This is a genomic window from Rhizobium sp. M10 (genome assembly GCF_002531955.1).
Classification (GTDB): Bacteria; Pseudomonadota; Alphaproteobacteria; order Rhizobiales; family Rhizobiaceae; genus Rhizobium; species Rhizobium etli_C.
In genome coordinates this window covers 385,622-398,806 of the sequence record NZ_NWTA01000003.1, presented here as the reverse complement: position 1 = coordinate 398,806, position 13,185 = coordinate 385,622, and the positions used below count along the sequence as shown (strand labels likewise).

The 13,185-nt window shown below is 58.7% G+C and carries 10 protein-coding genes; 4 read left to right on the top strand and 6 right to left on the bottom strand.

What is annotated here, in order from left to right; all coding sequences use genetic code 11:
- Window positions 1-21: 21 nt before the first annotated feature.
- From dusA to CO671_RS07225, 4 genes are all read right to left on the bottom strand, one after another.
- Window positions 22-1,023: a tRNA dihydrouridine(20/20a) synthase DusA gene (dusA, locus tag CO671_RS07240; RefSeq protein ID WP_097605358.1), complete on the bottom strand. Its 1,002-nt coding sequence runs from the start codon at window positions 1,021-1,023 to the stop codon at window positions 22-24.
- Window positions 1,024-1,206: 183 nt separating this feature from the next.
- Window positions 1,207-1,419, bottom strand: coding sequence for a cold-shock protein (locus CO671_RS07235; RefSeq protein ID WP_003540801.1), 213 nt, complete (start codon window positions 1,417-1,419; stop codon window positions 1,207-1,209).
- A 503-nt stretch (window positions 1,420-1,922) separates the two neighbouring features.
- Window positions 1,923-2,390: a DUF3828 domain-containing protein gene (locus CO671_RS07230; protein WP_097605357.1), complete on the bottom strand. Its 468-nt coding sequence runs from the start codon at window positions 2,388-2,390 to the stop codon at window positions 1,923-1,925.
- A gap of 219 nt (window positions 2,391-2,609) precedes the next feature.
- Window positions 2,610-5,384: a metal-binding protein gene (locus tag CO671_RS07225; RefSeq protein ID WP_097605356.1), complete on the bottom strand. Its 2,775-nt coding sequence runs from the start codon at window positions 5,382-5,384 to the stop codon at window positions 2,610-2,612.
- 450 nt (window positions 5,385-5,834) lie between these two features.
- On the opposite strand from CO671_RS07225, the gene CO671_RS07220 reads away from it, so the two are divergent.
- Window positions 5,835-6,557, top strand: coding sequence for an SOS response-associated peptidase (locus CO671_RS07220; RefSeq protein ID WP_097605355.1), 723 nt, complete (start codon window positions 5,835-5,837; stop codon window positions 6,555-6,557).
- Between the two features lie 118 nt (window positions 6,558-6,675).
- The gene (locus CO671_RS07215; protein WP_097605354.1) at window positions 6,676-7,374 is read left to right on the top strand and encodes a hypothetical protein; all 699 of its coding nucleotides are present in this window, start codon (window positions 6,676-6,678) and stop codon (window positions 7,372-7,374) included.
- 8 nt (window positions 7,375-7,382) lie between these two features.
- Here the strand turns inward: CO671_RS07215 and CO671_RS07210 are convergent, their stop codons facing one another.
- Window positions 7,383-7,769, bottom strand: coding sequence for a GNAT family N-acetyltransferase (locus tag CO671_RS07210; RefSeq protein WP_097605353.1), 387 nt, complete (start codon window positions 7,767-7,769; stop codon window positions 7,383-7,385).
- A gap of 472 nt (window positions 7,770-8,241) precedes the next feature.
- Between CO671_RS07210 and CO671_RS07205 the strand changes: the two genes are divergently transcribed.
- On the top strand, window positions 8,242-9,417 hold the full coding sequence (locus tag CO671_RS07205; protein WP_097605352.1) for an AAA family ATPase: 1,176 nt from the start codon (window positions 8,242-8,244) through the stop codon (window positions 9,415-9,417).
- Window position 9,418: 1 nt separating this feature from the next.
- On the top strand, window positions 9,419-10,039 hold the full coding sequence (locus CO671_RS07200; protein ID WP_097605351.1) for a DUF4276 family protein: 621 nt from the start codon (window positions 9,419-9,421) through the stop codon (window positions 10,037-10,039).
- Window positions 10,040-10,053: 14 nt separating this feature from the next.
- Here CO671_RS07200 and uvrB read toward each other — a convergent pair whose 3' ends face one another.
- On the bottom strand, window positions 10,054-13,080 hold the full coding sequence (uvrB, locus tag CO671_RS07195; protein ID WP_097605350.1) for an excinuclease ABC subunit UvrB: 3,027 nt from the start codon (window positions 13,078-13,080) through the stop codon (window positions 10,054-10,056).
- Between the last annotated feature and the right edge of the window lie 105 nt (window positions 13,081-13,185).

The following is a 13,185-nucleotide window of genomic DNA, read 5'->3' as shown; positions in this document are numbered from 1 at the left end:
CGACGAAGGCATAACGTCACGTCAGGCGCTGACCGCTTCCTGCTCCGTCCCGGAAAAATCCACGGCCGCGAAGGCTGCCGCCAGCACCTCCGGTCCGGCGCCGCTTTTTGCCGCGTCGGTGGAGAGGATCTGGCGGTAGCGCCGGGCGCCGGGCAGGCCGGTGAAGAGGCCGACCATGTGGCGCGCGACGTGCTGCAGCCGGCCGCCGCCGGCGATATGGCGCTCGGCATAGGCCATCATCCGCTCGCAGAGCGCCGGCCAGTCGGGTTCTGCCGCCGGCGCACCGAAGAAGCGGTGGTCGACGTCGGCAAGCACCGCCGCATTCTGGTAGGCCGCCCGGCCGAGCATGACGCCGTCGACATGGGCGAGGTGGCTCGCAGCCTCGTCGAGCGTGCGGATGCCGCCGTTGATGCCGATGAAGACCTCGGGCCAGCGCTGTTTCATCCGGTAGACGATCTCGTAGTCGAGCGGCGGAATCTCGCGGTTCTCCTTCGGGCTGAGGCCCTTCAGCCAGGCCTTGCGCGCATGGATCCAGATCGCATCGGCGCCGGCATCGAGAACACGAGAAATAAGCGCGGGCAGGGCCTCTTCCGGCTCCTGCTCGTCGACGCCGGTGCGGCATTTCACCGTCACCGGCGCGGTCGCGACCGCCTTCATCGCCGCGACACATGCGGCCACCGTCTCCGGCGTCAGCATCAGGCAGGCGCCGAAGGTGCCCGATTGGACGCGGTCGGAAGGGCAGCCGACATTGAGGTTGATCTCGTCATAGCCATAGGGTTCGGCGATCCTCACCGCCTCGGCAAGCTTGGCCGGGTCCGATCCGCCGAGCTGCAGCGCCAGCGGATGTTCCTCCACGTCATGGCCGAGCAGCCGCTCGCGCGGGCCGTGGATGATCGCATCGGCGACCACCATCTCGGTATAGAGCAGCGCCTGGCGGCTGATCTGGCGGTGGAAATAGCGGCAATGCCGATCCGTCCAGTCGATCATCGGGGCGACCGCAAAAATCGGCCTTTTCTGCGTCATCGGCGTTTCATTTTTCCTGTGTTCGCAGGCTGCCGCGGCAGGGTGCCGCTCCTGCCGCGCGCCGGCGGATTATCGTCAAAGGCGCATATAACACTTGCCGGTGCGATCGACAAATTCGCAAGCGCAAACGCAAACGGCGCCCCTAGCGGAGCGCCGTTCATGCCGCAAAAGCGGAAATCCGACTTACGAAGCCGAGATGTTGACGGCCTTCGGGCCCTTGCCCATGCGGTCCGGCTCGGTGTCGAAGGTAACCTGCTGGCCTTCGCGCAGCGACTGGATGCCAGAAGCCTGCAGCGCGGAGATATGGACGAAAACGTCCTTTGCGCCGCCGTCCGGCGTGATGAAACCAAAACCCTTGTCCTGGTTGAAGAATTTTACGGTGCCTTTGGTGGCCATTGGGATCGTCCTTTTCCCTTAGTCTGTGTAGTATCCGCGCCCCCGAGGGGAAGCGGACGGCTTTAGCTTTCGCCCCGAATCGATGGGCCGAAGGGTCAGTCGGAGAAGTCACGTACGGGGAAAGAACGTCTACGCAGGCGGGTATTCCCGCGTCTCCTTCCGTAACGGAAGGGATTGCCACATCAGTCCAGTCACCGGCATGCAAATGCCCGAGTAGGTGGATTCGTGCCATCATTTCGGTCAAAAGGCAAGCGCCATTATTGTGGCATGCCTCTTATCGTGACAGGAAATGCCGAAGATTCAGTTACTTGACGAAAAGTTGGCAGATGCTTGCACGGCTGTGCCATAGCGGGATCGGCGTGCCGAAACGGAACGAGGCGGTGCGCAGCAACCCTGCATTGCTCTTTGCTCGCGCTCGGTGCATGCGCTCTCTCGTTGCCGACATGCCGGGGACGCTTCTCTGACGAGCAGAAGAGTGGCAGCGCGCTTGGGTCTGCCGCCGCCTACTGCGCATCCCCCAACAGCGCGGTCAGGCTCCAGGGAGCATCGCCTTTCTGATTGGCGATGTCGTCAACCTTCCAGCCGCCGTGCTCGCGCACCAGAGTATAGAACAGCGTCACCTCTTCGCCGTTTTTGAACTGCACTTCCACTTCGGCCTTGTCGTCCAGCAAGATCGGCTGGCCGATCCGGACGTTGCTCGCTTCGCCGTCCTGGCCTGCAATGACAGGGTCGAAATCGACCGCGCCGACATCGCCTTCCGGCGTGTTGTCGAGATCGGTCTGGAGAAGCTTGTTCAGGTGGTCGGAAAAGAAGATCGAATAGGGCGACGGCGCCTCGGCGTCGCTTCTATCGGTGTCGTAGCTGTAAAGCGCCTTGAGCAGCGCTTTCGGCGTCTTGTAGGTCTCCGCCAAGGCGGGCAGAGCTGCGAATGCCGAGACGGCGAGGGCGAGGATGAATGTGGGCAGACGCATGCGGCTCTCCTCGGATGGGTGGAGAATCATAGCCGAAACGGGCGTCGACGTGGAGCGGCATTTTCGGAGCGTGTCCGCATGGCCGCCGGCCTCGCCGTTTCCGGGTGGCGCCCGCGACGACCGCCGGAAGAGTCTCACCGGTGGGGCTTGCAAGACTGCTAGCCCCACCGCTGTTGAAAGCCGCCTACGACGCATCTCTGGTCGGCGGCAACTGTCGTGTTAGATCAGCGCCTCATGCGCGAGGCTCGAAGACGGCAGCTCGAAGACGTCCTTCACGGCCAGCGTGAAGTCGTGGCTGGTGGTGTTGCCGGCCGCGTCATAGGCTTCGGCGGTGAAGGTCAGGCTGTGGTTGCTTTCGTAGTCGATCGCCGCCTTGGTCTGGAGCTTGTTGCCGACGAGCTTGAAGATGCCGTCGGCATTATCGGTCAGCCGCCACTTGACCACGCCACCTTCCGGATCGACGGCGGAGAGCAGGCCGACCGAGGTGCCGACCGCGACATTCTCGGAGATCGAGCTGCGCGAGAAGGAAAGCTTGATCGGCGCCTGGTTGGCAGGGGCCTCGTTGACGTCGAGCACGTTGATGGTGATGTCCTTCTCGACCGTGACCTTGCCGTCGGAGACCGCCACCTTGATCGTGTGGGACTTCGCCGTCTCATAGTCCAGCGCTTTCGAGGTGACGATGCGATTGCCCTTCAGGCGGAAGTGATCGCCGGCGCCGTCGATGAGCGTGTAGGTGAGTGCGTCGCCATCGGCATCCTTGGCGCTGAGCAGGCCGACCGTCGTCCAGATCGGCGTATCCTCGGAGAGGGAGGTTTTCGAGAGCTGGATGTTGGTCGGCGCGTTATTGGTGCTCGTGAATGTTTGCGTGGCGAATTCGTAGACGCCGTCGTCAAAACGGGCGAATTCGACGTCGGTCAGCCGATCCTCACCGTCCTGCCCGCTCATGCTCGTCACGATGTGGATTTCATTGTCGTAGATGACGCCGAGCCAATAGTCGGCGAAATTACCGGAGAACACCGCCGTGTCGGTGCCGGCGCCGCCATCGATGACGTCGTAGCCGCCGCCGCTCTCGAAAAGGTCGTTGCCGTCGGTGCCCGTAAACTGGTCGTCGCCGCCGCCGGCCTTGACGTCAATGCTGGAGCCATAGCCGGTGATAAAAGCTCCGTGGCCTCCCAGCTCATCAGAAAGATCGAGGTGGGCGCTGTCCGTTATTGCCAGTGAGGGGCGAGAAACAACGTCGAACGGATTGATCGAGCCGACGATACTATCAAAGCTTTCGAACTGCGCGCTCGAACCGGCAACCTGAAATCTTGCAGTGTCAAGGACTTCGAAGTTCTCGATCGTCAGACCTCTTAGATCGGGGGCTTGCAGCGTATCGAGCCCGTCACCGCCATTGATTGTTCCGGAAATCAGTGGGGCGAATGGCTGCACGATGACGGAATCGCTGCCGCCGCCGGCGTCGATGTCCAAGACTTCCGGCACGAGCCCGAGGTCCGGAGAGACGTTGCCAACATCACCGTCGGTGATGGTATCATTGCCGGCGCCGCTTCTGATGACGTCGTTTCCGCCGTCGCCGAAGATCTGGTCATTGCCGTCGCCGCCATTCAGCGTGTCATTGCCAATTCCGCCATGAAGGTGATCGTTTCCGGCGCCACCGTTCAGCGTATCTGCGCCGTCACCGCCCGAGATCGTGTCGTTGCCTGGGCCTGTGGTAATCGTATCGTCGCCGCTCGAACCCGTCACATTTGCGGAGCTTGAGGCCAGTTCGTCGGAAAGGTCTACCGTCCCGGAATCCGAGATAACCAGGGTGGCCGCGACGAGAGGATTGAACTCGGAGTGGCGAATGACGTCGAAAGCTTCGAATTCGGCGCCGGTCTTGGTGATCGTGGCGCCGTTCGTCTCCAGGATATTCAAAGGAATATCCGGAGGAGTGCTGTTGACCGTGAAAGTGTTCTTATCAAAATCGTAGACGCCATCGGCAAATTGCGCGAATTCGACGTCTTGCAGCGTATCCGTGCCTTCCAGTCCGCTCGTCACGACCTTTTCAAAATTTTCCACGGAAAGGGAATAGTCGGCAAAATTGCCGGCGAAAACTGCCGTGTCGGTGCCGTCGCCGCCATTGAGCTGGTCGTCGCCGGCGCCGCCGGTCAATTTGTCATTGCCGTCCTCGCCGGCGAGAAAGTCATTGCCGCCGCCGCCGTCGAAAATGTCGTTGACGCCACTGCCCGAAAATACGTCGTCGCCATCGCCGGTTTTGACGTCAACGCCGGAGGGATTGTTCCAGCCCGAGATATGGGCTCGACGGTCCGCCAACTCGTCGGAAAGATCGAGGTGGGCGCTGTCCGTCACCGCCAAAGAGGCAAAGAATTCGGATAAGGGATCTGTCGATCCGATGATCTTATCAAAACTTTCGAACTGCGCGCTCGAACCGGTAACAGTATATGGCGAGGTCTGAAGGACTTCGACGTTCTTAATCGTCAGACCGTCGAGCGAGGAGGACTGCAGCGTATCGATTCCGGCGCCGCCATCGACTGTTCCGGATATCAATGGATTGTATCTCTCCACGATTATGGAATCGTCGCCATCACCGGCGTCAATGGCAGTGAGTTGCGGCTGATCTACCGATCCCGGCCAGGGGACGCCACCGCCAATAATTAGGTCGTTGCCGGCGCCGCCGATCAATATGTCGTTGCCGTTACCACCGCCGATGATATCGTCGCCAGCGCCGCCGTTCAGCGTGTCGTTGCCGTCGCTGCCTGAAATGGTGTCGTTGCCCGTGTCCGTCGTAATCGCATTGCCGTAGTAAGAGCCAATCACGTGTGCAGAGACAGAGCCCAGCTCATCAGCCAGATCCACCACGCCGGCATCGGAAACAACAAGAATCACAGGTACGGAAGGGTTTGCAGCGGAGTCGCGGATGACGTCGTAGGCTTCGAACTCGGCGCCGGTCTTGGTGACTGTGGCGCCGTTGGTGTCCAGTATATTCAAGGCCATATTTAAAAATTACCCCCAATAGATGCGGTGTACTTCGAAAAATCAGAAATCCGCGGAAGAACTGGTTTATTGGTTCGGCGGAAGACAACCCCACGGGGATCTATGCCAATCATTAGTGATGTTTTCAATGAAAAATTGTGATTTTTTCTTGGTTTTTTAACGAAAAACTAAGGCTGAAATACTGGAAAATAACTTTGAATTTGCAAACCAAAAGTCGTATTTTAGTCTTTTAATTTATACTCATTCGTGACGTATATAATTCTCGCTATAGGTGCGAAACTATTCTTCCCGGCGCGCTCAGTATCGCCGTTCCATAACCGGCAATCGGCCTGCCGCCCCGGTACCAGGCGGGAGGGGCATTCCGGCAAGCGCACAACTGACGCTTTGTTGACCGGACCTGGTTCCGGAACATAATCAGAACATCTAATAGTCTGTCGGCAGCGAGGGCCCATGTGCGGACGCATTTTCGTCAAGACATCGCTTGAAGAACTGATCAGCAATTTTCCCTTTGCCGTGAAGGGCGGGGATATCGACGGGCTTGGAAATCGCTTCCCTCGTTGGAACGGCGCACCGTCGCAGGATTATCCTATTATCATCCGGGATATCGTGCGCGAACCGAATACGTCAGGCGCTATGTTCGTGGTGGCGCGCTGGGGCCTGATGCCCGCCTGGGCCAAGCCCGGCGGCCGGCCGCCGCCAGTCAATATCCGCTGCGAAGGGATCAGCTCCAACGGCATGTCCCGTGCTGCATACCGCTCGCGCCGCTGCCTGGTGCCGATCAACGGCTTCTTCGAATGGAAGGACATTCACGGCACCGGCAGGAACAAGCAGCCCTATGCCATCGCCATGAAGGACGGCTCGGCCTTCGCGCTCGCCGGCATCTGGGAGACGTGGAAGGACGAGAAAGGCGTATCCATCCGCAACTTCGCTATCGTCACCTGCGCGCCGAACGCGATGATGGCGGAGATTCACGATCGCATGCCTGTTATCCTGCATCGCGCGGATTACGAGCGGTGGCTGTCTCCCGAGCCGGATCCTTACGATCTCATGAAGCCTTTCCCGGCGGACCTGATGGTGATGTGGAAGATCGGCCGGGATGTCGGTTCGCCGAAAAACGACAGGCCCGACCTCATCGAAGAGGTCGAGGACGATTCCGAGCCGACGCTGATCTAGGTACTTCCGGCAAGCCGCGGCGGTCTTGCGTCCGGAATTGCTCTGATGTCACCGGCTCGGGCGGGAGCCATTCACGAAACCATGCGGCAAACACATCCTCACGAGGAGAGGACCACGCATGCAAGACGATATCGGAACGCTCCTGCGGTCGTTCCTCAACAATGCCCTTCGCAAACAGTCTCAGCGCCGCATTCGGGATTTCGGCGGCTATCAGATCGGCAAGCGTCGCAACCTGCATGTCATTGAACCGATCGCGCGGGATACGGCGGAATTTCTCTGCACTTATCTCTGCATCAGCCTGCGCGGTGAACCGGCGAGCAAGGAAGGCGTCGCCTCCGCCATCGCCGCAGCCTTGAGGAATGTCTCCGACGAGCTTGCCTTCAAGCTGACCCGGCACAGTGACGAGGCGTGGACAACCCTCTGTCATTCTGTGGCGGAGTTTCTGGAAGGCTGCCTGCAGATCGATCACAGGCCCTATGACGGCTCCCTGACCGCGCAATCGGACTTTAATGGCTGGAAAAGCTGGGAGTTGATCACCAGTGGCGAGAAGCCGAAGGGCAAATGGCGCCACGCCTGGAAGGAAAAGCCCGGCGACGATTTCATCGGCTTTGACGGCGATGCCTGCATGGGACGGATCTTCAAGATCGACCTGATGGATTCAAGTGAGCGCTGGTATTGGCTGATCGCCGCCGATGGAAGCCCCCGGCGCGGCTGGCCGGCGGCGGGGTATGAGGCGAGCGCGAGGAGTGCAGCCTGTCGCGTGGAGCGGATTTATTTTGCGCTGGCAAAGGGCGAGGAGAGGATGGGGTTTGGGTGAGGAGGAGGCTATGTCAGCTTGATGAGGCCGGCTTCGGTCGGCCGGAAGCCGCAGGCGCGATAGAAGGAAGTCAGATCCGGCTCGAAATCGACATGCAGCCATTCGGCACCGCGCTCGCGGGCAATCCGCGTGGCTTCCCTGACCAGTTGCGTGGCGATGCCCTGCCGGCGCATGTCGGGGTGAACGCAGGTGTCAAGAAGGAAGGCATGGATGCCGCCGTCCCAGGCGACGTTGACGAAGCCGACGAGCCTGCCGTCGTGATAGGCGCCGACATGGGCGAGGCTGCGGGGCAGGATTCGGGTGAAGTCAGGTGCGGTGGGGGTGTTCCAGGCGGCGGACCAGAGGGTGTTGAACTCTGCGGGCGAGGGGAAGGGATCGATGCGGAGTTCAGGCACGAAAGGGGACCCGTTTGTTGTCGAGGCGTTTGTTGGGTTTTCTCTGTCAATTGCGGTTGCTTCGCAATGGGATCAGTTGCTGGCGGCGACTCCTATCGGCCCTACATAAGGTCGAGCACTTCTTCTCCGTCACTCCTGTGTGCACACGGATTTTAGTGGATGTGTAGCAGGAGCCATGGGCCTGGATGAAGTGCTGTTTGTGATGGACTTATGACTAGCGTTTCGCGGTGGGCAGCTGCGCCGTGGCTCGCAATCAACACAAAACGGTATTTCAGTCGCAACGGTCCTGTCTTCAAAATCTCAACTTCTTTAAGGGGTTAATGAAAGCGACCTACTTGCGGAAGTGAAGGAAAGCAATCATGCTGGACGCCATCATCAAGCGCAGTGGCATCACGAACTTTCGTCTGTCTATGTGCTTATGGGTCTAAAGCTGCAGGATCCACCAATTGCAGTAAGAGGCACCGTATAAGCTATGAGATTAATAACACAGGTTACCTTAAGATATTATAAGAGTATCGGCTTTTGCGAGGTTGATTTATCTGATTTAACGGTTTTAGTTGGCCCTAACGGAAGTGGAAAAAGCAATTTTATTGATTCTTTGAATTTTGTTTCGGATGCACTGAACTCCACGTTAGATTTCGCGATTAGGCAGCGATCCGGTCTTTCGGCAGTTCGAAAAAGGTCGGGGGGGCATCCGACAAACTTTGCAATAAAGCTACGCATCGCGCTGCCATCGGGGAAGAATGCATTGTATTCCTTCCAGGTTGGCGCAGCGGCCGATGGCTCCCATAAGGTGCAGAAGGAGTATCTTAGTATTTCTGGGGATGGCATAAGTATAACTGAATTTAGGTACGAGAATGGAAGGAAAATTTCCAGCACCGAAGTAATATCCCCTGATGTAATATCAGATGACAGATTGGCTATGCAGCTTCTCTCAAGTATTTTATCGGTTAGAGAAGTATTTGATGTTCTATCGTCTATGCGATTTTATAATATTTACCCAGAAGATTTCCGACTGCCTCAACCTCATGATAGCGGGGAATACCTCCTTCGCACCGGTAAGAATATAGCTTCAGTTCTGAGGATCATGGAGAACCAATATCCGGATGAATATGAAAGGATTCGGGAATATCTCAAGCAAATCGTAGAGCAGCTTGAAAATATCGCCCATAAAAATCTCGGTCCGTCGGAGACTATTGAATTCTTTCAGCGTGTTGCTGGCCAAAAAAATGCTTGGCGCTTTTTTGCGTCGCAGATGTCAGACGGTACCTTGCGATCCTTAGGGATATTGGTCGCGTTGTTTCAGCGATCGCCAAGTGCTGAAAGTATCCTTCTCGGTATTGAGGAGCCTGAAGCAACAATTCATCCCGCTGCAAGCTCTGTTATAACAGATGCTATCGTAGAGGCCGCAAGGAAAAAGCAGGTAATAATTACAACTCATAGCCCCGAACTTATAGATCACCCTTCTATAGGGATAGAGAATATCAGGATTGTTCGATCAGACGAAGGAGATACCTCTATTCGACCTGCCGACAAAGCGAGCAAAGAAGTAGTTCAGCGGAACTTGCTCACTCCCGGAGATCTTTTAAGAAAGAATCAGCTAGAGCCTGAGAAGGCCAAACCAATGCAATTTAGTCTCTGGAGCTGATATGCTGTACGTGTATCCGATCGTTGAGGGACATGGTGATGAACGAGCTCTTCCTGTACTCATTCGAAAGCTCTTGAATGAGAGATTTGGCTTTTATGAAGTTGATGTAGCAAGGGCCTACAGACTTCCAAAAGGAAAAATGAAGCGTGCGGAAGAGTGGCCTGGAATTTTGGCGCTAGCACGCGAACGCCTACAGGAATCTTGTCAGAGTGACGACGACAAGGCTTTGATTTTGGTAGTTTGTGATGCGGATGAAGAATGTCCAGTCGAACTGAAAAATCTAATTGAAGGACACATGAGAGGCGAAGATGGCTTTGTGAAGCATGCCTTTGTTGCTCCACAGCCAGAATATGAAACTTGGTTCCTCGCTGCTGTGGATTCTTTTGCAAATCATGCTGACTGCGTTCAACCAATTCCGCCAATCGGAGACCTTTTGCAGATAAGGGATGCAAAGGGATACTTTGAGCGCCACATTCTCAAGCAAGGTCGATTTTATTCGGAAACTGTCGATCAGCCTAAGTTTAGTGCTTTGGTAAGTTTCGCGTTACAGCCCGAAAACGGCTGTCGTTCTCTAAAACGGTTTATTGATATATTCGACAGATTAATCGCGCCGGCACAATAGAAAAGCTAGAATCATCACCGCCCCGGACGCCCGGTCTTCCCCTTCGTCCGCCCCTTGCGCTTCTGCTCGCCCGGCTCCTCGTAGCTCCCGGCGCCGACGCGTCCACGCACCACCGGCCGCACGCCGTCATCGTGTTCCGGCTGTCCCTCCAGCAGCGGCGAAAAGCGCTTCGTGCTCTTTGAGGCATCCGGCTTTTCCGGCACGCGGCCGGTCACAGGCTTCTCCGTGCGGCCGACGGTCATCTCGTCGAGGTCGTTCTTGCGGAAGAGGCTCTTGCCGGCGGGGGTGGTGGGGTCGCGGCCCATTTCATCGAGATGGGGCTTGCGGAAGAGGGGCGTGGTCGTGTCGGTGCCTGGGCCCATGTCGTCGAGGGAGGGTTTGGCGAAGTAGGAGGTTCCGCGCCCGCCCTCGTGGTTCGAGACGGCCCTCTGGGCCTCCTCACCATGAGGGCTACCACTGGAGCTCGCGGCTCTATTCTTACCATTGGCGCGGCCGTCTTTGCCTTCCATCGCCTTCGACTCTTCGCGCGCCATCGGGTCGTCCATGACGGCCAGCTCGGCGGCTTTGAGGCGTTTGATTTCGTCGCGCAGGCGGGCGGCTTTTTCGAAGTCGAGGTCGGCGGCGGCGTCGCGCATGGACTTTTCGAGCGCGTTGAGATGGGCCTGCAGGTTGTTGCCGACCAGGTTGCCGCCGTCGGCGAAGCCTTTGCCCGAGACGCCTGAGATATCGGCGCGGACGTGGTCGCGTTCGTAGACGCTATCGAGGATGTCGGAGATCTTGGCCTTGACGGATTCCGGCGTGATGCCGTTTTCGAGGTTATAGGCCATCTGTTTTTCGCGGCGGCGGCCGGTTTCGTCCATGGCGCGCTGCATCGAGCCGGTCACCTGGTCGGCATAGAGGATGACCTTGCCGTCGACGTTACGGGCTGCACGACCAATCGTCTGGATCAGCGAGGTTTCCGAGCGCAGGAAACCTTCCTTGTCGGCGTCGAGAATGGCGACGAAGCCGCATTCGGGAATGTCGAGGCCCTCGCGCAGCAGGTTGATGCCGACGAGCACGTCGAAGGCGCCGAGGCGGAGATCGCGGATGATCTCGATGCGTTCCAGCGTATCAATGTCGGAGTGCATGTAGCGCACGCGCACGCCCTGTTCATGCAGATATTCGGTCAGATCCTCGGCCATGCGCTTGGTCAGCACGGTGCAGAGGGTGCGGTAGCCTTTGGCGGCGGTTTCGCGGATCTCGCCGAGCACGTCGTCGACCTGGGTGCGGGCGGAGCGGACCTCGACCGGCGGGTCGATCAGGCCGGTCGGGCGGATCACCTGTTCGGCGAAGACGCCGCCGGATTGTTCCATCTCCCAGCCGCCGGGGGTGGCCGAGACGGCGATGGTGTCGGGGCGCATGGCGTCCCATTCCTCGAAGCGCAGCGGCCGGTTGTCCATGCAGGAGGGCAGGCGGAAGCCGTATTCGGCGAGTGTCGCCTTGCGCCTGAAGTCGCCCCGGTACATGCCGCCAATCTGCGGCACGGTGACATGGCTTTCGTCGATGAAGACCAGGGCGTTGTCGGGGATATATTCGAACAGGGTCGGTGGCGGATCGCCAGGGTCACGGCCGGTGAGATAACGCGAATAGTTCTCGATGCCCTGGCAAGAGCCGGTGGCTTCGAGCATTTCGATATCGTAGCGAGTGCGCTGCTCCAGGCGCTGCGCTTCCAGCAGGCGGCCGGCCTTTTCGAGCTCGGCGAGGCGAAGCCGGAGCTCCTCCTTGATCGATTTGATGGCGCCGTTCAGCGTCGGGCGCGGGGTGACATAGTGCGAATTGGCGTAGATCTTCACCGATTTCAGATCGCCGACCTTCTGGCCGGTCAGCGGGTCAAACTCGGTGATGGCGTCGATCTCGTCGCCGAACATCGAGATGCGCCAGGCGGCATCCTCAAGGTGGGCGGGGAAGAGTTCGATCGTATCGCCGCGCACGCGGAAGGAACCGCGGGTGAAATCCATGTCGCGACGTTTGTATTGCTGGGCGACGAGGTCGGCCAGCAGCTGGCGCTGGTCCAGCCGGTCGCCGACCGACATCTGGAAGGTCATCGCCGTATAGGTCTCGACCGAGCCGATACCGTAGATGCAGGAGACCGAGGCGACGATGATGCAGTCGTCGCGTTCGAGCAGCGAGCGCGTCGCCGAGTGGCGCATGCGGTCGATCTGCTCGTTGATCGAGCTTTCCTTCTCGATATAGGTGTCGGAGCGCGGCACATAGGCTTCCGGCTGGTAATAATCGTAGTAGGAAACGAAATATTCCACCGCATTGTCGGGGAAGAAATTCTTGAATTCGGAATAGAGCTGGGCGGCCAGCGTCTTGTTCGGCGCCAGGATGACGGCCGGGCGCTGCGTCGCCTCGATCACCTTGGCCATGGTGAAGGTCTTGCCGGAGCCGGTGACGCCGAGCAGCACCTGGCTTCGGTCGCCATTCTCCAGTCCCTCGACGAGATCGCGGATCGCCGTCGGCTGGTCGCCGGCCGGCTCATAATCCGATTTCATCAGGATGCGGATGCCACCTTCGGATTTGTCGGGGCGGGCAGGGCGGTGCGGCGTCCAGATCTTGCCGTTCTTGTGCAGCGGATTGCCGCTCTCGATCAGCTTCGACAGCGCCTCGACGGTGGCGGTGACGCCGCCAGGCGAGATGTTGCCGGCATCCTCCAGCGAGATATCGAGGCCGGCGACCGGGTTGAGCCCGGCGGCAGCACGCGTCTTCGGATCGCTGGAGCCGCCGATGGAAACGCCGCGCGCGGTCTTGCCCACCGTCGCCTTCTTGTTGACGCTGACGGCTTCGGAATGCTTGCGCGCCGCGTTTTCCACCGCCTTGCGATGCTTGCCGGCCTTGGAGGCGATGTCACGCTGGCTCTCGACGCCCGATGCTTCCGCATCCGCCTCAAGCTGCTTCACCCAATCGGCAACCGAGCCTGAAAGCGGGGCGCCTTCAAAGGACGATTGCGGGGCTTCCTCGAAGCCATTCGGGGCAGGGGATTTCTTCGGAGATTTGGCCATGGCGGGAATATGGAGAGAGTCAGCGCGAAAGGGAAGAGGGAAAGAGTACAAAAGGGAAACGAATGAATCGTTCGGATCGGGTGAATAGTGGACGGTGCTGGGCGC

Bases quoted from the DNA above. Each gene is read 5' to 3' on its own strand.
- CO671_RS07235 (WP_003540801.1), bottom strand. From the start codon at position 1,419: ATGGCCACCAAAGGCACCGTAAAATTCTTCAACCAGGACAAGGGTTTT.
- CO671_RS07225 (WP_097605356.1), bottom strand. From the start codon at position 5,384: ATGGCCTTGAATATACTGGACACCAACGGCGCCACAGTCACCAAGACC.
- dusA (WP_097605358.1), bottom strand. From the start codon at position 1,023: ATGACGCAGAAAAGGCCGATTTTTGCGGTCGCCCCGATGATCGACTGG.
- uvrB (WP_097605350.1), bottom strand. From the start codon at position 13,080: ATGGCCAAATCTCCGAAGAAATCCCCTGCCCCGAATGGCTTCGAGGAA.
- CO671_RS07205 (WP_097605352.1), top strand. From the start codon at position 8,242: ATGAGATTAATAACACAGGTTACCTTAAGATATTATAAGAGTATCGGC.
- CO671_RS07220 (WP_097605355.1), top strand. From the start codon at position 5,835: ATGTGCGGACGCATTTTCGTCAAGACATCGCTTGAAGAACTGATCAGC.
- CO671_RS07230 (WP_097605357.1), bottom strand. From the start codon at position 2,390: ATGCGTCTGCCCACATTCATCCTCGCCCTCGCCGTCTCGGCATTCGCA.
- CO671_RS07215 (WP_097605354.1), top strand. From the start codon at position 6,676: ATGCAAGACGATATCGGAACGCTCCTGCGGTCGTTCCTCAACAATGCC.
- CO671_RS07200 (WP_097605351.1), top strand. From the start codon at position 9,419: ATGCTGTACGTGTATCCGATCGTTGAGGGACATGGTGATGAACGAGCT.